21 protein-coding genes are annotated in these 20,694 nt (G+C 65.0%); 8 read left to right on the top strand and 13 right to left on the bottom strand.

All coding sequences use genetic code 11. The features are described 5' to 3' along the window. The first annotated feature begins 139 nt into the window (after nt 1-139). Together AO501_RS26655 and AO501_RS26650 are read left to right on the top strand one after the other, a co-directional pair. On the top strand, nt 140-652 hold the full coding sequence (locus AO501_RS26655) for a TetR/AcrR family transcriptional regulator (protein WP_231752618.1): 513 nt from the start codon (nt 140-142) through the stop codon (nt 650-652). 59 nt (nt 653-711) lie between these two features. Further along, nucleotides 712-999 carry a hypothetical protein gene (locus tag AO501_RS26650; RefSeq protein WP_055580570.1) on the top strand — a complete coding sequence of 96 codons (288 nt, stop codon included), beginning with the start codon at nt 712-714 and terminating at the stop codon, nt 997-999. A gap of 7 nt (nt 1,000-1,006) precedes the next feature. Here AO501_RS26650 and AO501_RS26645 read toward each other — a convergent pair whose 3' ends face one another. Beyond that, complete coding sequence (locus AO501_RS26645) at nt 1,007-1,411, bottom strand: hypothetical protein (RefSeq protein WP_197419954.1); 405 nt, start codon at nt 1,409-1,411, stop codon at nt 1,007-1,009. Between the two features lie 175 nt (nt 1,412-1,586). On the opposite strand from AO501_RS26645, the gene AO501_RS26640 reads away from it, so the two are divergent. From AO501_RS26640 to AO501_RS26630, 3 genes are all read left to right on the top strand, one after another. Beyond that, nucleotides 1,587-2,282 carry a hypothetical protein gene (locus AO501_RS26640; protein WP_055580569.1) on the top strand — a complete coding sequence of 232 codons (696 nt, stop codon included), beginning with the start codon at nt 1,587-1,589 and terminating at the stop codon, nt 2,280-2,282. Between the two features lie 53 nt (nt 2,283-2,335). Further along, nucleotides 2,336-2,803 (top strand): twin-arginine translocation pathway signal, encoded by a 468-nt coding sequence (locus tag AO501_RS26635; RefSeq protein ID WP_231752615.1) that lies wholly within the window; start codon nt 2,336-2,338, stop codon nt 2,801-2,803. 78 nt (nt 2,804-2,881) lie between these two features. Next, the gene (locus tag AO501_RS26630) at nt 2,882-3,397 is read left to right on the top strand and encodes a hypothetical protein (RefSeq protein ID WP_055580567.1); all 516 of its coding nucleotides are present in this window, start codon (nt 2,882-2,884) and stop codon (nt 3,395-3,397) included. 11 nt (nt 3,398-3,408) lie between these two features. On the opposite strand, the gene AO501_RS26625 is transcribed toward AO501_RS26630, so the two are convergent. The 10 genes from AO501_RS26625 to AO501_RS26580 all read right to left on the bottom strand — a co-directional run bounded on the left by AO501_RS26625 (nt 3,409) and on the right by AO501_RS26580 (nt 15,787). Next, complete coding sequence (locus tag AO501_RS26625; protein WP_055580566.1) at nt 3,409-5,040, bottom strand: MCE family protein; 1,632 nt, start codon at nt 5,038-5,040, stop codon at nt 3,409-3,411. Next, nucleotides 5,041-6,306 carry an MCE family protein gene (locus tag AO501_RS26620; protein ID WP_082658853.1) on the bottom strand — a complete coding sequence of 422 codons (1,266 nt, stop codon included), beginning with the start codon at nt 6,304-6,306 and terminating at the stop codon, nt 5,041-5,043. Then, nucleotides 6,303-7,712 (bottom strand): MCE family protein, encoded by a 1,410-nt coding sequence (locus AO501_RS26615; protein ID WP_082658852.1) that lies wholly within the window; start codon nt 7,710-7,712, stop codon nt 6,303-6,305. Before AO501_RS26615 ends, AO501_RS26620 begins: the two co-directional genes overlap by 4 nt. Continuing rightward, a complete protein-coding gene (locus tag AO501_RS26610) occupies nt 7,709-8,791 on the bottom strand; it encodes an MCE family protein (protein WP_055580660.1) in 1,083 nt (360 codons plus the stop codon). The genes AO501_RS26615 and AO501_RS26610 overlap by 4 nt, the downstream gene beginning before the upstream one ends. After that, nucleotides 8,784-9,815: an MCE family protein gene (locus AO501_RS26605; RefSeq protein ID WP_055580565.1), complete on the bottom strand. Its 1,032-nt coding sequence runs from the start codon at nt 9,813-9,815 to the stop codon at nt 8,784-8,786. Before AO501_RS26605 ends, AO501_RS26610 begins: the two co-directional genes overlap by 8 nt. Further along, the gene (locus AO501_RS26600; protein WP_055580564.1) at nt 9,812-11,071 is read right to left on the bottom strand and encodes an MCE family protein; all 1,260 of its coding nucleotides are present in this window, start codon (nt 11,069-11,071) and stop codon (nt 9,812-9,814) included. The genes AO501_RS26605 and AO501_RS26600 overlap by 4 nt, the downstream gene beginning before the upstream one ends. A gap of 19 nt (nt 11,072-11,090) precedes the next feature. Beyond that, nucleotides 11,091-11,936: an MlaE family ABC transporter permease gene (locus AO501_RS26595; protein ID WP_055580563.1), complete on the bottom strand. Its 846-nt coding sequence runs from the start codon at nt 11,934-11,936 to the stop codon at nt 11,091-11,093. A 29-nt stretch (nt 11,937-11,965) separates the two neighbouring features. Next, nucleotides 11,966-12,772: an MlaE family ABC transporter permease gene (locus tag AO501_RS26590; protein WP_055580562.1), complete on the bottom strand. Its 807-nt coding sequence runs from the start codon at nt 12,770-12,772 to the stop codon at nt 11,966-11,968. A gap of 277 nt (nt 12,773-13,049) precedes the next feature. Continuing rightward, entirely contained in the window at nt 13,050-14,255 is a 1,206-nt protein-coding gene (locus AO501_RS26585; protein WP_055580561.1) for a CaiB/BaiF CoA transferase family protein, read from the bottom strand. Then, nucleotides 14,252-15,787, bottom strand: coding sequence for an aldehyde dehydrogenase family protein (locus tag AO501_RS26580; RefSeq protein ID WP_055580560.1), 1,536 nt, complete (start codon nt 15,785-15,787; stop codon nt 14,252-14,254). Before AO501_RS26580 ends, AO501_RS26585 begins: the two co-directional genes overlap by 4 nt. Nucleotides 15,788-16,074: 287 nt before the next feature. On the opposite strand from AO501_RS26580, the gene AO501_RS26575 reads away from it, so the two are divergent. From AO501_RS26575 to AO501_RS26565, 3 genes are read left to right on the top strand one after another with little or no spacing between them, the layout of a single operon-like run. After that, a complete protein-coding gene (locus AO501_RS26575) occupies nt 16,075-16,776 on the top strand; it encodes an SDR family NAD(P)-dependent oxidoreductase (protein ID WP_055580659.1) in 702 nt (233 codons plus the stop codon). Nucleotides 16,777-16,790: 14 nt separating this feature from the next. Continuing rightward, on the top strand, nt 16,791-16,985 hold the full coding sequence (locus tag AO501_RS26570) for a ferredoxin (protein ID WP_055580559.1): 195 nt from the start codon (nt 16,791-16,793) through the stop codon (nt 16,983-16,985). A gap of 20 nt (nt 16,986-17,005) precedes the next feature. Continuing rightward, nucleotides 17,006-18,367, top strand: coding sequence for a cytochrome P450 (locus tag AO501_RS26565; RefSeq protein ID WP_055580658.1), 1,362 nt, complete (start codon nt 17,006-17,008; stop codon nt 18,365-18,367). A 70-nt stretch (nt 18,368-18,437) separates the two neighbouring features. Here AO501_RS26565 and AO501_RS26560 read toward each other — a convergent pair whose 3' ends face one another. Further along, nucleotides 18,438-19,613: an acyl-CoA dehydrogenase family protein gene (locus tag AO501_RS26560; RefSeq protein WP_055580558.1), complete on the bottom strand. Its 1,176-nt coding sequence runs from the start codon at nt 19,611-19,613 to the stop codon at nt 18,438-18,440. Further along, on the bottom strand, nt 19,597-20,595 hold the full coding sequence (locus AO501_RS26555) for an acyl-CoA dehydrogenase family protein (RefSeq protein ID WP_055580657.1): 999 nt from the start codon (nt 20,593-20,595) through the stop codon (nt 19,597-19,599). Before AO501_RS26555 ends, AO501_RS26560 begins: the two co-directional genes overlap by 17 nt. Nucleotides 20,596-20,694: the final 99 nt, after the last annotated feature.

The following is a 20,694-nucleotide window of genomic DNA, read 5'->3' as shown; positions in this document are numbered from 1 at the left end:
AGGTCGGCCCAGACACCGAAGCTAGCCGATCGGCTATTCCGGGGTCAATAGCCGATCGGCTACGCTGCCCGGTGTGGTCGAAGCGACGCCCCGGAGCCAGTTCCGGTTCATCACGCACAGCGCCGCGCAGACGCGCGTGCTGGATGCCGCGCTGAAGTTGATCGGTGAGCACGGCGTCGGCGGCACCTCGCTGCAGATGATCGCCGATGCCATCGGGGTGACGAAAGCCGCTGTCTACCATCAGTTTCACACCAAGGAGCAGATCGTCATCGCGCTCACCGAGCGCGAATTAGGCGGACTCGAGGAAGCGTTGGAGGCAGCGGAAGCCCACGACCACCGGATCGAGGCCCGCGACGTTCTTCTCACCCGCGTCATCGATGTGGCCGTGCAGCGGCGTGGTGCCGCAAGCACCCTGCAGTTCGACCCGGTCGTGGTGCGACTGCTCGCTCAGCACGAGCCTTTCCAGCACTTCATTCAGCGGCTCTTCGGGGTGCTCGTCGATGACATGGCCGAGGACGCCCGGGTTTCGGCCGCGATGCTCTCGGGCGCCATCGCTGTGGGAGTCATGCACCCTCTGGTGGCAGGCATCGACGATGAGGCGTTGCGCGCCCAGTTGCTGCGGATCACTCGTCGGCTCTTCGACGCGGATTGATCAGAACCGATTCTCGCCGTTCCATTTTCACAGGCGGGCCGCTCGGATACCGTTCTCGTATGGACAGTGTCAAACGTCTCGCCGCCGTGGCGATCATGGCCACCAACGGCTTCGGGCTGGCAGGCATCGGCACGGCCCAAGCCGATGACGACCTCCCCTGGCCATGGGTGGGATACCACTGGTGCCCGGGCCAGCCCTTCAACGCTGGGGCCTGGGGACCGCAGTTCGACCAGACCACCTGCCACGACGCGCACCATCGGGACATGGACGGCACGATTCACAGCCGTGATTACTTCGGTCCCAGCCCCTTCCAGGATTGGCCGGAGATTCCCAACAACCGGCCGTGACGTCTGCTCAGGTGTCGCCGCGCTCCCAGACCTTCTTACCGTCGTGGGAGTTGCAGACCAGGAACAAACCATCCGGCGCCTGTGCGACGTAGTAATCCGGGTAATCGCTGCACGAGGAGTTCTCATTCTTGACGCCGACCATCGGCGGGGAACGGAACCAGCGAGGCTCATACCGCCTGGGTGAACCGCAGAACATCAAGCGTCCCGGCTCGGTCGCGAAGGACACGTAGTAGTCGGCGGTGCCGAACACGTAGTAGGTGGTGTTGTCGCAGGGCGCTCCGAGCACCTGGTGTCCGGCGATCCCTGGCGTGCAGTCCGGATAATCGCACCCGACCGGATCAGCGGCGGCGTGCGGCGCCGCCACTCCACCCAGGCCGAGCAACGCGGCGATCGCTGGCACAATGAATCGCACCACCTTAATTTGCCACAGCTGCAAAGAAAATTCATTATGTTGGCGGCAGCTGGTAAGAAAATTCTCTCATTCGGAGAGGGTGCTGTGAGTCCGGCAACGCGCCGATCGGCACGGGCGCCAACAGGTGCCGGTGATAATGTGACTCTCTTGTAGTCGCGGGGTGAGGAGGTGATTCATGCCGTCACGCGAAACCTCGGCCGAAGCGTCCGCTACGGAGACCGGCGTCGATGACCTCCAGTCAGACGATCTCGCCGAGGTGGAGGCTCGCGCCGAGGCCGCCCGTGCCCGTGCGCGCGAGCTGCGCAGGCAAGCAGAGGAGGCATCGTCTCCCCCAGAGACCGACGCCGAAACGGGCCCGTCCCGGTTTCGCCGATGGCGACCACGCCGGCCCGGCCGAAAGGCCCTCATCGCCGCGGCCGCGCTGATGGTCTCGGTCGCCGCGCTCGCCGGCAGCGGCTTTTTGGTGTGGCACCACCGCCACGTCGTGCAACAGAGCCACCGCTCCACGGAATTCGCGACCGCGGCCCGCAACGCCGTTGTGCTGATGATGTCGATCGACCCGAATAAGGCGAGAGAGGACATGCAACGTTTCGCCGACCAGACGACCGGCCAATTCAAGGCCGGCGTATTGATGGGCGCCGAGGATATGGTCCGGGCATTGGAACAGTCCAAAGTCGTCGCGAAAGCCGCGGTGCAAGCAGTGGGCGTGCAATCGATGACGGAGGATTCGGCAGTCGTACTGGTGGCGGCGAAGTCGGAGATCACCAAGACCGATCAGGCGAAGCCGGAGACGCGCACCTGGCGACTGGTCGTCGACGTCGAGCGGGAGGGCAGCCAGCTCAAGATCTCCAAGATCGAGTTCGTCCCGTGACGGTTGCGCGCACCGAACGGCGCCGGCTGCATCGTTGCCTGTCGCGGTGGCGGGTGATCGTGCTGACGATGCTGGTTGTCGGCACCACCGGGTTCAGCGCCGGCTATTTCTACTTCGTGTACCGATCCGACATGGACACCGACCGCGCGGTCACCCGCGAGGTCGTCAAGGCCGCCAGCGACGGCACCGTGGCGTTGCTGTCCTATTCGCCCGCCACGCTCGGCCGCGATATGGACAACGCCAAATCCAGGATCACCGAGAATTACCTGCGCTATTACCAGCAGTTCGCCGACCAGATCGTGGGACCGTCGACCCAGCGTGCACAGGTCACCACCACCGCTACCGTGGTCAAGGCGGCGGTCGCCGAACTGAATCCGAATTCGGCCGTGGTACTGGTTTTCGTAAAACAAAAGACGGCAAGCAAGGAAAAGCCGGAACCGGTGGTGACATCGAGCAGCCTTCGGGTAACGTTGAAAAAGGTCGACAGTTCATGGCTAATTGAGAAATTCGAGAGCATGTGAGCTCATATCTACTTTCGCTGTGAACGTTCGACCGCAGGTGAAATTCTCCGAATACGGCGCGTCGAGGAGCAGCAGGTGATGCGTTCAGTAAGTGCGGCGGTCAGCGCCACCCTCGCGGTGGGCGGAATGGCGGTCATGCTCCACACGGCCCCGACTGCCTCGGCCTACAACCCGGCCATCAACGGCAGATTCACCGCCACCCTGATCGGCGACTGGGCGCGGACCCGAACCGTGTATCACGACGAAGCCGTGGTGCAGAGCACCTGGACGATCAGCTCGTCGTGTTCGACCGCGCAGGACTGCAGTGGCCAGGTGGTCAGCGACCAGGGCTGGACGGCGCAGATGACCATGCACGATGGGCTCAACTGGTACGTCAAGCGGGACGTACCGAACTGGGAGACGTGCGACGACGGCACCACGTTCACCGGGCATGAAGTTTTCTACTTCTATCCCGCCAACCCGGAAACCGGTGAAAACGTGCTCGGCTCATCGGTTTTGGCCGGGCGGGAACACATAGCCGGCGCCAGCGGTGCCTGCGGCACCAACGCCCCGCTGTACATCGAGCAACCGTTCCGGCTGGACAGGATCGGCTGAACCCACCCGCCTCAGAGAGCGAACATGTCCTTCCACGTCTTCGGAGCCTTGGAAGCGACGAGATCCGTCTGACGATAGACCTGGCCATCGGGCGCCACGTAGCTGCCGTTCTCCGGGTTGTATTGAGCGAACGCCACCGAGGGACCCGGGGATTCGTTGCGCCCGAACGCACTCGGCGCGGCTGACGGCGCGGCGCCGGGCGCCGCCGCCGGCGGCGGCGACGTGCCGCCGGCCGTGTCGAGCGGTGCGATGGAGGTCACCTGGCCCATCGGCGCCTGCGGCGTGATCCCCGGTGCCACCGGTGCCCCCGCCGGCGGAGGCACCACGCCGGCCGGCAGCGGTGTTCCATCGACCGGGCCGAAGATCCGTTCACGGTTCCAGTTGACCCGGTCGTCCGGCGGAATCCCCTGGGCAAGCAGGTTCGGGTCGAGCGGGTAGGTGCCGAACGCGTGCTGCCGCATCGCCAGCGGCATGAACGGCTTGTCGCTGTCACAGATCTCGACGGTCGGCGCGCGCTTACCCGGGTGTCCCATGCACGGGTAGTTGCGCGCGCCACGCACCCCGATCGGTGAATCCTGCGGGAGCTTGCAGTACAACCCGTCGGGGGTGTCGATGGTGGTGGTGTCGGCCGGCGAGCGCCATTGACTCGGCGGCAGGAATCCGACGGTGCAGGCGGGCGGGTCGCTGAGGATGAGATTGAAGGCGCCGGTGGCCAATCCGGTCGGGCTCTTGGTGCCCAGGAACGATTGAATGGCTGCGGTGAACGGCGGCAGAATCACCAATACCTGCTCCAGCGATGCGTGGTACGTCACCCCGATCTGGCCGATCGTCGTGAGGTTGGCCAGCAGCACCGGCAGCGTCGGCTTGATCTGGTCCAGCAGCCGGGACGCCTCGTTCAGCGCTTCGGGCCCGTTTTCCAGCAGCGTGCGCACCTGCGGATCGTTTGTCGCCAGTTGACCGGTGAACCCGGCCAAGCTGTGGGCCCAGCGCCGGATCGAGCCGGCGGTCTGCGCTTGACTGTCCAGCAATGGCCCGGTGTCCTCGGTCAGACTGCGCGCCCGGTCGGAGACGCCGTTGAGGTCACCGGAGATCTGGGCCGACGAATCGAAGAGGGAGCCGAAATCGTAACTCGCGCCGTTGAATGCCTTGAACGATTCATCGAGCAGCTGGGTGAGCTTGCCCTGCGGGATGCTGTTGAGTAGCGCGCTGGTCTGATCCAGTACGGGACCGATCGGCTGCGGAGTCTTGGTGTCCTTTGCCGCGATCACCGAACCGTCGTGCAAATAGGGTCCCGAGTCGGTCCGGGGGCGCAGATCGACGTACTGCTCGCCCACCGCAGAGATGCTGCGCACCTCCGCATCCAGATCAGCAGGGATCTTCGGCGAAGTGTCCAGCCGCATCGTGGCTTTCGCGCCACGGGCGGTCAGCTCCACGCCGGTGACCTTGCCGATCTGTACGCCGCGGTACGTGACATTGCTGAAGCGGTAGAGGTTTCCAGTCTCACGCAGTTCCAGTGTCACCGTCATCTTGCCGATCCCGAGCAGCGTCGGGGCCTGCACGTAGTAGATGACCATCACGAACAGGCCGATGACGCCCACGATCGCGAAGACCGCCAACTGGATTCGGATGAAGCGGGTCAGCATCTAGCCACTCCCCTCCGCCGGTGCGACAGCGGGCGGCAACCCGTTTGGCAGTGTTGCGCTCTGATCGGCCGCCGGCGCCGACGAGGGCGGCGGTCCGGGTGCGGCCGGCGGAGGTCCGGGTGCAGCCGCGGGGGGCGGACCGGGCAGGTACGAGCCGGGAGCACCGGGCGCGCCGTACCGGAACTGCAGGTACTCGGGTTCGCCGGCCGCCGGGACGCTCTCGGCCCCTAGCCGTTCCCAATGGGTGCCGCGCAAGATGCTCCTGCGCAACGCCGCGTTCGTCAGGTCGATGATGAAGTAACCGTTGACGTAGTCGCCCCGGACGTAGCGGTCGATGAAGCCCTGGGTGAACGGGAAAGTCGGCGCGTAGGCAAGGGCCGCATCGAGATCGGGTCCCACGTCGGCCAGCGCGCTGATGGTGGGCTCGAGGTTCTTGAGGTTATTCACCAGGTCGTCGCCCGCGTCATTGACTAGTCGGGTTGCCGTGTTGCTGAACGTGCCGAGTTTGTTCAACGCGGTGGTGAGGCGGGGCCGCTCCCGGTTGAGCACGTCGAGCGCCGGCGGAATCTTGTTCAGCGCCTGGGTGATCACGTCGCGCTGCCCGGCCAGCGTGCCGGAAAGCCGGTTCAGCGCCTGGACCGACGCCACGATGTTGTCGCGCTGGGCGTCAAAGGTGCCGACGAACCGGTCGAGCCGGTTCAGCAGATCCCGGACGTCGCCCGCGCGGCCGGAGAGCGCGGCGTTGAAGTTGTTGATGATGTCCCCGATCTGTCCCAGCCCGCCGGCGTTGAGGACCACCGACAACGAGGACAGCGTCTGCTCGGTCGACGGGTAGGTCGAGGAACGGTTGAGCGGGATGGTGGCGCCCGGTTGCAGGCGGCCGGTCGGCGCCTGGCCCAGCGGCGTGTTCAGTTGCAGGTGCATCGATCCCAGCAAGCTGGTCTGGCCGACGCTGGCCACTGCGTTGGCCGGAATCACCACGTGAGGCTGCACGGACACCTCGACATCGGCGTGCCAGCCCCGCACCGACAATTTCCGAATGCTGCCGACGATGACATCGTTGATCATCACCGGCGAATTGGCTTCCAGCGTGCCGACATTGGCTATCTCGACGTGATAGCTGGTCGAACCGGGGCCGCGTCCCACCGCCCCCGGCAGTGGCAGGGAGTTCAGGCCACTGAAGGCGCAGCCGGTCGAGGTCAGCATCACGCACAGACCGACACCGATCATCATGCGGATTCGCCGCATCGCGCTGCGGGTCCTCATGGTTGTGGCCTCTCCGCGGGCAACAGCAGTTCTGGCACGCTCTGCGGCGCCGGCGCCGGCGCCGGCGGCACACTCGGCGGCGGCGGCTCGGGCATCGCCGCACCCGGTATCCGCGCCGGCGGCCCGGGCGGTGGTGGCGCTTCCGGGACGTCGCCCGGCAGGCCCGTGTATGCCGACACGGCGGGCGGTAATTCGGGCGCCGTCGGCTTCGGGCCCTCTCCGCCCGGCGCCAGCCGTTGCTCGGTGTAGACGACGTTCTTCGGATCGAATGCCGGGGCCAGAATCGGGTTCACCGGGATCGGGAAATAGTTGAAGTTGAAATAGGTCAGCGGGTTGAACACCTTCAGTGCGGGACTCAGATACAGGCCGCACAACTTGCCGGTCTCGACCGAGGTGACGTTCTCCAGCGCGCCGATCTGCGAGCAGAAGGCGTTGGTGGGGTTGCTGAGATTCTGCAGGCCGACGCCGCCGCGGACGTTGCCGACGTCGGGGTCGTAGTCGTTGTAGGCGTTGGCAAGTGCGTTCGGTGCCACGTGCAGCACGTTCTGCAGCGCCATCTTGTTATCGACGAGAATCTGGGTTAGGTCGGCCAACCGGGTGATCTGCTCAGCGGTCTGGTCACGGCTGCCCGCGATGAACCGCTGCACTTCTCCGACCGCACTCGAGAGGTCGGTCAGCGCCGCGTCCAGGGTGGATTTGTTGTCGTCGAGCACGCTGGTGAGGCTGGCCAGCCGGTCGTTGAACTGCACGAGCTGGACGTTGCTGTCCCGCAGGGCGCCGACGAAAGTCTGCAGATTCTTGATGATGTCGACGAGGTTGCCGCTGCCGTTGGCGAAAATCCGTCCCAGCGCCGACAATTGGCCCAGCGTCTGGCGCAGCTTGTCACCGTTGCCGCCGAGCGCGTTCGCGGCGGCGTCGATGAAACGCGCCACCGACGGCGTCGACACCCTGCTGTTGGGGCCGAAATCGGTTGCCAACCGCATCAATTGGTCTTTGATCTCGTCCCACTCGACGGGTGTCGCGGTCCGGTTGACCGGTATCACCGCGCCGTCGGCCATCGTGGCACCGGTGGAGCGGTAGGCGGGCGTGAGCTGGACATAGCGCGCCGCCACCAGGTTCTGGGCGACGATCACCGCTTTCGCGTCCGCCGGAATGGAGATGCCGTGGTCCACGTGCATCACCATTTTGGCCTGGGTTCCGGCCGGTTCGATCGATTCGATGGTGCCCACCTTCAGGCCCGATACCCGCACATCGTCGCCGGGATAGATCGCGGTGGCGGTGTGGAAGTAGGCGATGATCGTGGTGGGCCGGAAGAACGTGTTGCGGATGGCGACCCCCGCGCCGACCACGAGCAGCACCGCCAGCAGGACAGCGAGGGCCAGCTTGAAACCCTTGCGCCGCATCATCGCGAGCCTCCCGGGTTCTGGTTGAACGGGAACGGCAGCAACGCCCGCGGGCCGGCGTTGTCCGGCGGTTGTCCCGGCGCACCGTAGGCGCGGAAGCCGAAGGCGTAGTCGAACAACCATTGGAAGAACTGCAGCGTGAAGATGTTCGGGATGAACGGGTTGTAGTAGAAACCGCTGGATACGGTCTCACCCTGGGTCAACTCGAACTTGGCCAGCCCGGGCAACGCTTTGCCGAGGTTGTCGCGGTTCTCCTCCAGCATCGCTGTGACCGAGTTCAGCTTGGTCAGCGTCGGCGCCAGCTTCGCCTCGTTGTCGTGCACCAGACCCGAGAGTTGTTTGGCCACCGAGGAAGTGCTGGCGAGCAACCGCACGATCGCCTGCCGCCGCTCGACGAGCATGGACAGCAGGTCATCGGCATTGAGGATCAGGGTGTTCAGCTGGTTGCTGCGCTCCGAGAGGATGTGCGTGACATCGGCTGCGCCCTTGAGCAACTGACTCAACGTCTGATTGCGTTCATTCAGGGTCGACGACAGCCGGGTCACCCCGTCGAACGTCGGGCCCAGTTGTGGCGCAATCTGATTCAGCGTGTTCGATAGCGTGTCCAGGGACTGGTTGAGGGTGTCGGTGTTGGTCCCGGCGATGTCTGAGGCGAGGTCACCGACGGCCTCGGACAGGGAGTAGGGCGAGGAGGTTCGCGACAGCGGGATGACGGCCATCGGGCGCATGTTGCCGCTGCCGGTGGATTCGACGGTCAAGACCCGCTGGCCCAGTAGCGAACCGGTGCGAATGTGGGCGGTGCTGGCCGAACCGAGTTGCACGGCACCCTTGACGGTGAACGTCACCAGGACATCACCACCCTGCAGCGACATGCCCGACACGCTGCCCACCTTGATGCCCGACACCGTCACGTCATTGCCGGTCACCAGGCCGCCGGCGTCGGCGAACACCGCCTGGTACCGGACCGTGGTGGCCCGCTGCAGCAACTGGTCCGGGGACAGACCCACGGCGATGACCAGAACTATCAACACGACACCGATGAATCCGGCTCGAATCAGGCGCGCTCCGCGGTACTTAAGCATCGGGTTCCGCACACCTCCCGGTGACCTGGTGGGTGACACCCACCTCGACCGTTCGGTACTGCAGGTCTGAGACCCGCAGCGCAAGGCCGCACAGGTAGTAGGGGAACCAGGCGCCGTATGCGCCCAGCCTGGTCAGCTTGCGGTAGTTGTTCGGCAACTTCTTCAGCGAAATGTCGATCAGGTTCTTGTCCTTGTCCAGCAGCGGAGCCAGCCGGTTCAGTTGGTCGATGGTGCCGGACAACGGCGGACGGGCACGGGTCAACAGATCCGCGATCGAGGCGGTTCCGTTGTCCAGAGCGGTGATTGCGGCACCGATCGTGTCGCGGTCGGAGGACAGTCCGCTGATCAGGCGCTCCAACCGGTCGATCGCGCCGGAGAACTTGGTGCCCTCGGCGTTGACGGTGCCCACCACGGTGTTGAGGTTGTCGATCAGGGCCTGCACGGTATCGCTGTTGTCGGCCAACGTGTTCGAGAATGACGACGTCTTGGACAGCAACGACTGCAGTGTCCCGCCCTCGCCCTGGAACACCTCGATCAGCGATGCGCTGAGCGCGTTGACGTCTTCGGCCTTCAGGCCCTTGGTGACCGGCTTCAATCCACCCAGCAACAGGTCCAGGTCCAGAGCCGGCGCGGTGCGGTCGATCGGGATCTCCGCACCTCCCGGCAGCGGTTTGGTATTGCCCGGACCGTCGAGAAGCTCGAGGTAGCGGTCACCCACCAGGTTCAGGTACCGGATGACAGCGCGGGTTCCTCCGGTGAGCACCACGTCGCGGTTGGCGTCGAACTTGACCAGAACCTTTTTGTCCGAGCGCAATTCGACGCTGTTCACCGTGCCCACCCGGACACCGGCGACCCGCACGGTCTGCCCCTCTTTGAGGCGCGAGACGTCGGTGAAGAGCGCGGAATACTCCGTGGTGGAACCGGTTTGGTACTGGCCGAAGATGAAGAACAGGGAAATCGTCAGCAACACCATGACCAGCGCGAAGGCGCCGAACTTGATGATCATCCCGCGTGAGTTGCTCATCCGGGTTGTCCTATTTGCATCGTGTTGCGCGGCGGTCCGTCGATCGGCCCGTACAGCAGTTGCTTGAGGGCGTCGGAGTTGAGCAGTAGTTGCTGGTTCCCGTACTCCATCGGGTTGGCGCCCACGTCGGCCACCACGAACGGCGGCGCGACGTCATAGGGCACCACGGGAAGCGTCTGGCACTGTGGGCCGCCCGTAGCGGCCACCTTGGGCAGGTTGCTCGGGTAGCGGTAACGCTCGGCGCCGAACCCGATGTACACCAACACCTTGATCATCGGCTCGGGCAGGTTGGGCGAGTGCAGGTTCACGAGGGAGCCGGCCAGGCCGCACCACAGCGCCTGGTGGTACTCGTTGGTGAGGTTGGTGGTGGGCAGGAGCAGGTGTAAGACGTCGGTCAGGGCCTGCCGGTTCCCGCCGATCACCTCGTTGCCGATGTCGGCCAAACCAATTGAGCTGATCAGGAATGCGTCCAGGTTCTGTTGCTCTTCGACGACCGACTTGCTGATCCTGATCGCGTTCTCGGCCGACCCGATCAGGTCCGGTGCCGCGTCGGCGTAGGCGTTGCTCACCACGGGCAGGACCGAGAGGTCATGGTTCAGCGCGGGCAGCGCCGGATCCTGCTTGGCCAGAAAGGCATCGAGGTCGGACAGTGCCTGACCGATCTTGTGGCCACGACCGTTCATCGCCGAAGCAATCGCGCCGAGCGTCTCGTTGAGTTTGGCCGGATCGATGTTCGACAGCAGGTTGGTGAGTTGCTGGAAGACGGTGTTGACCTCGACCGTGACGCCCTTGCCCTCGAGTACCTGGTGCGGCTGCAGGGTCTGCGGCGAAGGCTGGTCGGGCGGAATCAACTCGATGAACTTCGCGCCGAAGACGGTCGTGGAAGCGATGTCGACGAGCACATTGCGCGGGATGAGACGCATTGCCGACGGCTGCATCGCCAGGTGCAGCACCGCCTGACCGTTCGGCCGCTCCTCGATGGACTCGACCTTGCCTACCATGACGCCGCGCATCTTCACTTTGGCTTCGGGGTTCATCACCAGGCCGGCGCGAGGCGAGACCACAGTGACGGGCACGCTTTCGGTGAAATCGCCTTGGAACAGCCCGATTGACAGGGCGAAGATCGCGAGGATGACGACGACGGTGGCCAGGCCCATCAGCGGGCGCACGTAACCGCGTGGCTTGGGACGGCCGGAATGGTGCGACCGTCCCTTGGTACTCGGGCCGTGGCGGCCCGCCGGCACGTTTGCTGTCACTGAACTCTCCGCACCTCCCCTAGCCCGACAGGTTGAAGTTGCCGTTGGAACCGTAGATGGACAACGAGATCAGCAGTGTCACCGAGACCACCACGATCAGCGAGGTCCGCACCGCGTTGCCGGTGGCGACGCCGACACCGGCCGGGCCGCCCGAGGCGAAAAAGCCGTAGTACGTGTGGATCAGCAAAATGGTGATCGCCATCAGGACGGCCTGCAGGAAGGACCACAGCAGGTCGATCGGGTTGAGGAACGTCGTGAAGTAGTGCTGATAGAGCCCACCCGACTGCCCGAACAGGATCACCGTGGTGAACTGACTGGCCAGAAACGACAGGCTGACCGCAATGCTGTACAGCGGCGTGATGGCCAGCATCCCGGCAATGATTCGGGTACTCACCAGATACGAAACCGGCCGGATCGCCATGGATTCCAGCGCGTCGATCTCCTCGTTGATCCGCATAGCGCCCAACTGGGCCGTCACCCCGGCGCCGAACGTGGCCGCCAGGCCGATGCCCGCCACGATCGGCGCAGCGATGCGGACATTGATGAACGCCGCGAGGAATCCGGTCAACGCCTCGATGCCGATGTTGCCCAGCGAGCTGTACCCCTGGACCGCCAGCGTGCCGCCCGCGGCGAGGGTGAGGAAGCCGACGATCACCAGTGTGCCGCCGATCATCGCCAAAGTGCCCGCACCCATGCTGATTTCGGCGATGAGACGGATGATCTCGCGCCCGTAGCGGCTCACCGCGAAGGGGATACCGGCGAGCGCCCTACCGTAGAACAGCGTGTGATCGCCGATTCGGCCCAGACTGCCGACCGGTCTCTGGAGTTGCCGCGTGAAACGCGGATAGACGGCTCTCAGCGCCACGGTGAGTGCTTACACCTCCTTCTCATGCGCTACTTCGCCGACATCCGGATGCCGATAGCCGTGACGACGACATTGACCACGAACAGCGACATGAACGCGTACACCACCGTCTCGTTGACCGCGTTGCCGACGGCCTTGGCTCCACCGCCGGTGATCGTCAGGCCGCGGTAGCAGGCCACCAACCCGGCGATCAGACCGAAAAGCGCTGCCTTGACACACGAGATGATCACCTCGGGCACGCCGGTCAGCAGGGTGATGCCGGCGGCGAACGCGCCCGGGTTCACGTCCTGAACGAACACCGAAAAGATGTAGCCGCCAAGAATTCCGATGATCACGACCAGGCTGTTCAGCAGCAGCGCCACCAGACCGGAGGCCAGCATCCGGGGCGTCACCAACCGCTGAATCGGGTTGATCCCCAAGACTTCCATCGCGTCGATCTCCTCGCGGATCGTTCGGGATCCCAGGTCGGCGCACATCGCCGTGGCCCCGGCACCGGCCACGATCAACACCGTCACAAGTGGCCCGACCTGCGTGACCGCACCGAATGCGGCACCCGCACCCGAGAGGTCGGCGGCGCCGAGTTCGCGCAACAGAATGTTCAAGGTGAAGCTGACCAGGACCGTGAACGGGATGGCCACCAACAACGTTGGCGCCAGCGCGACGCGGGCGACGAACCACGACTGCTCCAGAAATTCACGCCACTGGACGGGCCGGCGGAACGCGAACTTGATGGCATCGGCCGACATCGCGAACAGGGCACCGACGGCCTCCATGGGTTTGGAACCACGACCCAGCACGATGCCCGGGGTCCAACGCTCCGCTCCCTTACTCGCCATCGGTATGAGATCCTCTCCGGATCGTGTTGTGCGCGTGGAGCATTCGGGCCGCCAGCGCCATCATCGGCTGCGACTGCGGCTTTCCGACGCCCTCAACACGCGCTATCAATCTCACGCCGGTTTCTCCATTCGGTTGCGTGAGCTGCCGTTTCCAGACCAGGTCAGCTGCCCGCGCGCCAACCCTGGAAGCGTTCGGCGATTATGACTCATGCCGCGTCCCGTGGGAACCGAAATCGCACAACCGTTATCTGCGCGCACACCGTTGCCACCTCATGTCCTAGGTGACCGCGCCGGCGGTCTTGAGTTCGATGATGCGGTCCCAGTCCAGTCCCAATTCCAGCAGGATCTCGTCGGTCTGCTCGGCGAAACCGGGAGCGGGGCCGGTCTGCGGCGCGGCGACATCGAATTGCACCGGGTTGGCGACAAGTTCGAGTTCGCCTGCGCGCACCATGTATTCGTTCGCCCGGATCTGCGCGTCGTCGGCCGCTTGCAGGGTGTCCTGCACCGGCGCCCAAGGTCCCGCGAGCGTCGCAAAGCGTTCGCTCCACTCGGAAAGAGTGCGGGTTGCGAAGACTTTGGTCAAGATCTCCACCGCATCTGCCGTATTGGCGGCGATCGTCTCGCCGTTCGCAAACCGCGGGTCGTCGATCAGTTCCGGACGGTCGATGTGCCGGCACACATCGGCCCAGAACTTGCCGGGCTGCATCATCACCAAGGAGATGTAGCGTCCGTCGGACGTGGGGTACACCCCCACCAGAGGATTGACCGGCGAACCGTGAATGCCCGGCGGCGGCGCCTGCATCAGCTGACCCAGGTGTCTGGTGAGCGCCACCGTGTGGCCCAGCGCCCAGAGCCCGCTGCCGAGCAGCGAGACGTCGACGACCGAGGGCTCCCCGGTGCGTTCACGTTTGAGCAGGGCCGCGGCGATACCGCCGGCCAGGTTGGTGCCGGAGATGGTGTCGCCATATGCCGGACCGGGCGGATTGATCATGCCCTCATAACCCATCGGGGTGATGGTGGCCGCGGTTCCGGCTCGACACCAGAAGGCGGTCATGTCGTAGCCACCCTTGGTGGCTTCACTGCCGCGTGGCCCGAGCGCGCTCCCGCGAGCGTAGACGATGTTCGGGTTGACCGCTCTTATGTTGTCGACATCGATACCGAACTTCTGCCGATGGTCCGGCAGGAAGCTGGTCAGGAAAACATCTGCACGAAGGGCGAGTTCGTAGAGCACCTCCCTGCCTTCGGGCACCGACATGTCCAGGCCGATGCTGCGCTTGCCGCGGTTGGCGTGCTCGATATTGGGGTTGGGGTCCCCCTCGACGCGCAACATGCCGGTCTGGCGCAGTCCGCGCTGCGGGTCACCGGTCACCGCGTGCTCGACCTTGATGACGTCGGCTCCCCATTCGCGCAGCACCGCACCCGCCGACGGTACGAACCCGTACATGGCAACTTCCAGAACGCGGATGCCCTCGAGCGGTCTCACGCCTTACCTCCCCCGGCCGGCACTGCGAATGTCTTGCCCTCCAAGAACTCCTCGAGCCCGGCAACCCCCATCTCCCGGCCGACGCCGGACTGTTTGAAGCCGCCGAACGGGCTGTCCGCGCCGAAGTAGTTGCCGCCGTTGACCGAAAACGATCCGGCACGGATCCGGCGCGCGACCGACAGGGCACGTTCCTGGTCGCGACTGAAGACCGCACCGGCCAGCCCGTAGATCGAGTTGTTGGCGATGCGCACCGCATCGTCGTCGTCGTCGAAGGCGATCACTGCCAGCACCGGTCCGAACACCTCGTCCTGTGCGATCTCGCTGTCCGGGTCGACGTTGGTGAGCAGGGTCGGCGCGTAGAAGAAACCGGGATCCAATCGCTTGCCGCCGGTGACCAGCGTGGCACCCGCGGCGACGGCCCGCTGGACCATGCCGTCGACCTTGTCGCGCTGGCGCTCGTTGATCAGCGGTCCCATATAGGTTTTCGGATCGCCCGGGTCGCCGTGGCGAACCTTGGCGAAGTTCTGCGCGATCAGGTCGACGATCTCGTCATGGTGCTTCCTCGACACCAGCAGCCGCGAGGTGAGCGCGCAGCCCTGGCCGGCATGCGTGACCATGCTGAACGCGGCGAACATGGCCGCACCGGCGAAGTCGGCGTCGTCGAGCATGATCACCGCGGACTTGCCGCCCAGCTCCAGGAAGACGCGCTTGACGGTGTTGCTGGCCGCGGCCATGATCTTGCGCCCGACCGCCGTGGATCCGGTGAAGGTCACCACGTCGACGTCGGGACTGGTGGTCAGCGCTTCGCCCACCGCGGGATCCGAAGAACTCAGCACGTTGACCACGCCGGGCGGGATGTCGGTGTGGTTGGCGATCAGCTCACCGAGGGCCAGCGTGACCAGCGGCGTGTCCGGCGCTCCCTTGAGTACGACGGTGCAGCCGGCGGCGAGCGCAGGCGGCAGCTTGGCGAGCGCGAGCTGGTTCGGGTAGTTGTAGGCGATGATCGCCGCGACCACCCCCGCGGCTTCCTTCTCCACCCAGCGGTGGTGGCGCATGCCGCGCGACTCTTTCTCCCCGAGGTCTTCGGAGAACTCATAGGTGCGCAACAGGTCGGCGTAAAACCGGACGATGCCGATCGGCTCGTCGAGCTGCGCGCCGTGGGTCAGCGCGCGGGTGGCGCCAACCTCGGCGATCGTCAGTTCACGCAATTCGTCGGCATGTTCGAGCAGCGCCTGATGCAGCTGATCCAGACAGCGGATGCGGAACTCGACATCGGTGGACCAAGAGGTGGTGTCGAAGGCGCGCCGGGCCGCCGCGATGGCCTGTTCAGCCTCCTCGACGCCGGCGTCGGGCGCATATCCCAGCACTTCGCCGGTGGCGGGATTGATGGTGGGAAACGTCTGCTCCGTTGGCACCAGTCGACCGTCGATCAGCAATCTGCGGCTCGGCCCGTCGCCGGACTCAGCGCCGTCCCGGGTCGGTTGATCGCCCACGTGAGCGTCCTGGGTCGCGGCCGCGTCCTGCACTGACATAGGGCCTCTCGCGCTTGGTGTGGTGGCCGTCACGATAATTTCATTCTCATCTCCGGCGAATCTTACATTCGGGACGTGAGAAGACAAGCGAGTTCTCACCCCTGATTACCCAGGTCACGGGCTGAGCGACCGCTCAGCGACCTCCCGTCCTGGCAGCTTGCCGCACGTCCAGGGCGGTTTCTCGCCTCTCTTGCGGGCCGCTTCAGACTGAGAGTACGATTCTCATAATTGCGAGGGAGATTCTTTGTGTATGAGATCGACAACGTGACGACTCGGAGTCGGTGACCGTGAGAACTGCGGTGGTTACCGGAGGCGGGTCCGGCATCGGCCTGGCGGTTGCGCAACGCCTCCAGGCGGACGGGCGCGCAGTCGCGACCATAGACCTCAAGCCGTCCGATGACGACCTCTGCTACACCGCGGATGTCACCGACCGCTCGCAGATCGACGCGGCGCTGTCGGCAATCCGGGAGCGCCTGGGACCCGTCACGATTCTGGTCAACGCGGCAGGACTGGACGGCTTCAAGCGGTTCACCAACATCACGTTCGAGGATTGGCAGCGGGTGATCGACGTCAACCTGCACGGCGTGTTCCACATGATCCAGGCGGTGTTGCCCGACATGTTGGACGCGGGTTGGGGACGCATCGTCAACATCTCCTCGTCGAGCACGCATTCCGGCGTTCCGTACATGTCGCACTACGTGGCCGCCAAGTCCGCCGTCAACGGACTGACGAAGTCCCTGGCGCTCGAGTACGGGCCGAGCGGCATCACGGTCAACGCCGTGCCCCCTGGCTTCATCGACACCCCGATGTTGCGCAATGCCGAGAACCAGGGGTTCCTGGGTGATGTCGAACAGAACATCGCCCGCACACCGGTGCGCCGCATCGGCAAGCCCGCGGACATCGCCGCGGCGTGTGCCTTCCTGTCTTCGGATGAGGCCAGTTACATCACCGGTCAGATACTGGGTGTCAACGGCGGTCGGAACACCTGAGCGAGGGAGGTTTCGTGAAGGTCTGGGTTGATCCGGAACGCTGCCAGGGCCATACCCTGTGCGCCATGATCGCACCGGATTCCTTCCAGCTCAGCGACATTGACGGTAGTTCGTCGGCGGTCAACGAGGTGGTGCCGGAGGATCAGGTCGATCAGGTCCGCGAGGCCGCGCAGTCCTGCCCCGAGCAGGCCATCATTCTGCGCGATTGAACACCAAGGGAGACAACGCATTGAGCGTCGATGATGTCGTGGCCGACGACCGGAAGAGGCACAGCTACCACTTCGACCGCCACTCCGCGGAGTACCGCTCGCAGTTCAAGACGATCACCGAGGAGATGCACGCCAGGTGCCCGATGGCGTGGACCGACACCTACGGCGGGCACTGGGTCGCCGCGGGCAGCCACGAGGTTTTCGAGCTGGCCCGTTGTCCCGCCGTGTCCAACGACCACGATATCCGTGGCGAACGTCGGGGCTACAAGGGCATTTCGATCCCGACCGCCCGCCGGGTCAGCGTCGTGCGCGGCGGCATCCTGGAGATGGACGACCCCGAGCACCGCATCTATCGCACCGTGCTCAACCCGTACCTGTCACCCGCGGCCGTCAAGCGCTGGGAGCCATTCATCGACGACGTGACCCGCGCCTGCCTCGACGAGGCGATCGAGACCGGCCGGATCGATTTCGTGGACGACCTGGCCAATGTCGTTCCGGCCGTGCTGACTCTGGCGATGCTGGGCATCCCGCTGGCGAAGTGGAACCTGTACAGCGAGCCGGTCCATGCCGCGGTCTACACACCGGAGCACTCACCGGACATCGAACGGGTCACCGAGATGCACCGCCAGATGGGCCTGGACATGGTCAACAACATGATCGAGATTCGGGAGAACCCGCGTCCCGGCCTGGTTAATGCGTTGTTGCAGATGCGGATCGACGGTGAGCCGGCTCCCGATCTCGAGATCCTCGGCAACCTCGGCCTGATCATCGGCGGCGGCTTCGACACCACCACAGCGCTGACGGCGCATTCGCTGGAATGGCTGTCGGACAATCCCGATCAGCGGGAACGGCTTCGGCGCGAGCGCGACACACTTCTGGACCCTGCGACCGAAGAGTTCCTGCGCTACTTCACGCCGGCACCCGGAGACGGTCGCACTTTCTCCGAGGACACCGAACTCGACGGCACGCAGTTCAAAGAGGGTGAGCGGCTGTGGATCTCGTGGGCCATGGCCAACCGCGACCCCGCTGTGTTCCACGATCCCGATGACGTGCTCTTGGACCGTAAGGGCAACCGGCACTTCAGCTTCGGCATCGGTATGCACCGCTGCATCGGCTCGAATGTGGCGCGTACGGTGTTCAAGTCGATGCTCAACGCGGTGCTCGACCGGATGCCCGACTACCGCTGTCACCTGGCCAACACCGTGCACTACGAGACGATCGGCGTGATCCAGGGCATGCGCAAGCTGCCGGCCACTTTCACGCCCGGCCCCCGCGTCGGCGCCGGCCTGGATGAGACTCTCGAGAAGCTACAACGCATTTGCGACGAGCAGGAACTCGCTCGTCCGATCACCGAGCGCAAGGAATCCGCGGAGATTTCCTAGCGCGAGCAGACACAAACTCGCACTAAATCGCTTGCGATTGTGCGATTTTGTGTCTGCTCGCGAGGGGAACTCAGCCCCGTGGCAGGCCGAGGATGCGCTGGGCGATGATGTTGCGCTGGATTTCCGACGTGCCCCCGGCGATGGTGCCGGAGAAGCTTCGCGCGTAGCGCTCGAACCAGCTGGCGAAGTAGTGGTCGAGGTTCATCGGCGCATACGGTCCGGTGAGCCCCGGGTGCACGAGCCCGTCACCACCGGCGGCCTCCAGCGCATGTTCGCTGATGCGCAGCTCAGCCTCGGAGCCAAGCAGTTTCAGCACCGAGATCGCCGAGGTGTCGTCCTCGCCGCGGGAGGCCCGGGCCAGCGCCACCGAACCCAGCAGACGCAGGGCTTGTTTGTCCATGATGGTGCTGGCGTACTGGTCGCGGTCGAGGTCAGTGGCCGGACGGAAATCGGCGAGCATGTTGTCCATGCGGTCGGCGAATCCCAGCCACATCATGGTGCGCTCGTGCCCCAGTGAGCCGTTGGCCACCCGCCAGCCCTGGTTGAGCTCGCCCACCAGGTTCTCCGCCGGCACTTTCGCGTCGGTGAAGAACACCTCGTTGAAGTCCAGGTCGTCGTGGGCGCAGATCGACGCGAAGGGGCGGCGCACCACGCCCTCGGTGTCGGTGGGAATCAGCAATGCGCTGATGCCCTTGTGTTTTGGCGCGTCGGCATCGGTCCGCACGAACGTCAACAACACGTCGGCGTCGTGGGCGCCGGACGTCCACACCTTCTGCCCGTTGACGACGAAGTGATCCCCGTCCCGCACTGCCCGGGTACGCAACGACGCCAGGTCGGAACCGGCACTCGGCTCGCTCATGCCCAGCGACGCGGTGATCTCAGCACGCAGAATCGGCACCGCCCAGCGATGTTTCTGCTCCTCGCTACCGAACGAGATCAGGGAAGCCGCAACGATATTGACACCCTGCGGATTGAGGCTGTGGTAGATCCGGCGGCGGCACAGCTCCTCGAGATAGACGTACTGCTGCAACACCGTCGCATTGCGCCCGCCGAACTCCGGGGGCTGGGTCGGCAACAGCCAGCCGTTGTCGAACAACAGCCGCTGCCAACGACGGGCCCAGCCCGGCATGTGCGACACCGAGCGGGGCCGTTCCACGGTTTCGCTTGCGGCAGGCAGGTTTTCGTCCAGGAACGCGGCAAACTCCGCGCGGAACTCCTCGACGTCGCTGTCAAAAGTCAGCTGCACGGTACTCCTCGGCGATCCGCGCCCGGTGTTCGGCCGCGCCTCCGAGCATCAGCTCGCCCGCTTTCGCGCGCTTGAGCGCGAACTGCAGGTCGTTCTCCCAGGTGAATCCCATCGCCCCGTGCAGCTGTAGCCCATGCCGGAAAACCAGCGACTGGCACTCCCCTGCCGATGCCTTGGCCATGGCCGCGGCCAGCCGTCGTCGCGGATCGTCGACGGAGATGGTCAGCGCGGCGAAGTAGGCCAGTGCCCTGGCTCGCTGCACGGCGACGTGCATGTCGGCCGCCTTGTGCTGGACGGCTTGGAAAGATCCGATGGGAACGCCGAATTGGTGCCGGCTGCGGACGTGTTCGAGGACCAGATCCAGGATGCGCTGGCAGGCGCCGACCATGGTGAGGGCCATACCGGTCAGAGCGATGTGGTGCGCTCGCTCGCGGTCTACGTTCACCCGGTCGCTGTCGGGCACCCGAACGTCGTCAAACGACAGATCGGCCACGTGCAGCACGGGGTCGAACACGGATTCCCGCCGGGCGGACAACTGGCCGGCATCGGTGAGGAACACCCCAGCTTCGGTGACCACCGCGACGCGCTCCGCCCGGTCACCGTCGAGCACATGACGGGCGGTGCCGTCGAGCAACCAGCCTTCGGCGTTGCGGCGCGCGGAGACTCCGCCGTACACGGCGGTGCCGGACTGGTTCGGATCGAACTGCTCACCCGCCAGCGGAGCGAACTGGCTCATGGTCGCCAGGAACGGGGTGGGGTCCGTGGCGTGGCCGAGTTCCTCGAGCACGATCGCCAGTTCCACCGCGCCGGCCGGATCGTTCAGTTCGGTCCAGCCGAGCTGGCGGTAGAGCTTCCACAGCGGCTCGGTGTCGGCACCGTCCTCAGCGACGCTCCGCACCAGAGACGGAGGACATTGCTTGGTGACGACGTCGCGCACCGTGTCCTGCCACAGCCGCTGATCGGCATCAAACTCCAAGAGCATCCGGGCCGCCTCCCGTCACGAGTACCTGGCGAGAATAACATTCTCTTTGATGGAAGTAGTAATCTCGAAATCTGCCTACGCCTTACATACGAGTTACGA

Source organism: Mycobacterium gordonae (assembly GCF_001417955.2).
In the GTDB taxonomy this organism is placed as follows: domain Bacteria; phylum Actinomycetota; class Actinomycetes; order Mycobacteriales; family Mycobacteriaceae; genus Mycobacterium; species Mycobacterium gordonae_B.
The sequence above is the reverse complement of the archived record's forward strand: the minus strand, read 5'-3'. Positions and strand labels throughout refer to the sequence as shown.

Bases quoted from the DNA above. Each gene is read 5' to 3' on its own strand.
- AO501_RS26620 (WP_082658853.1), bottom strand. From the start codon at position 6,306: ATGAGGACCCGCAGCGCGATGCGGCGAATCCGCATGATGATCGGTGTC.
- AO501_RS26625 (WP_055580566.1), bottom strand. From the start codon at position 5,040: ATGCTGACCCGCTTCATCCGAATCCAGTTGGCGGTCTTCGCGATCGTG.
- AO501_RS26590 (WP_055580562.1), bottom strand. From the start codon at position 12,772: ATGGCGAGTAAGGGAGCGGAGCGTTGGACCCCGGGCATCGTGCTGGGT.
- AO501_RS26640 (WP_055580569.1), top strand. From the start codon at position 1,587: ATGCCGTCACGCGAAACCTCGGCCGAAGCGTCCGCTACGGAGACCGGC.
- AO501_RS26650 (WP_055580570.1), top strand. From the start codon at position 712: ATGGACAGTGTCAAACGTCTCGCCGCCGTGGCGATCATGGCCACCAAC.
- AO501_RS26610 (WP_055580660.1), bottom strand. From the start codon at position 8,791: ATGCTTAAGTACCGCGGAGCGCGCCTGATTCGAGCCGGATTCATCGGT.
- AO501_RS26555 (WP_055580657.1), bottom strand. From the start codon at position 20,595: ATGCTCTTGGAGTTTGATGCCGATCAGCGGCTGTGGCAGGACACGGTG.
- AO501_RS26605 (WP_055580565.1), bottom strand. From the start codon at position 9,815: ATGAGCAACTCACGCGGGATGATCATCAAGTTCGGCGCCTTCGCGCTG.
- AO501_RS26630 (WP_055580567.1), top strand. From the start codon at position 2,882: ATGCGTTCAGTAAGTGCGGCGGTCAGCGCCACCCTCGCGGTGGGCGGA.
- AO501_RS26580 (WP_055580560.1), bottom strand. From the start codon at position 15,787: ATGTCAGTGCAGGACGCGGCCGCGACCCAGGACGCTCACGTGGGCGAT.
- AO501_RS26615 (WP_082658852.1), bottom strand. From the start codon at position 7,712: ATGATGCGGCGCAAGGGTTTCAAGCTGGCCCTCGCTGTCCTGCTGGCG.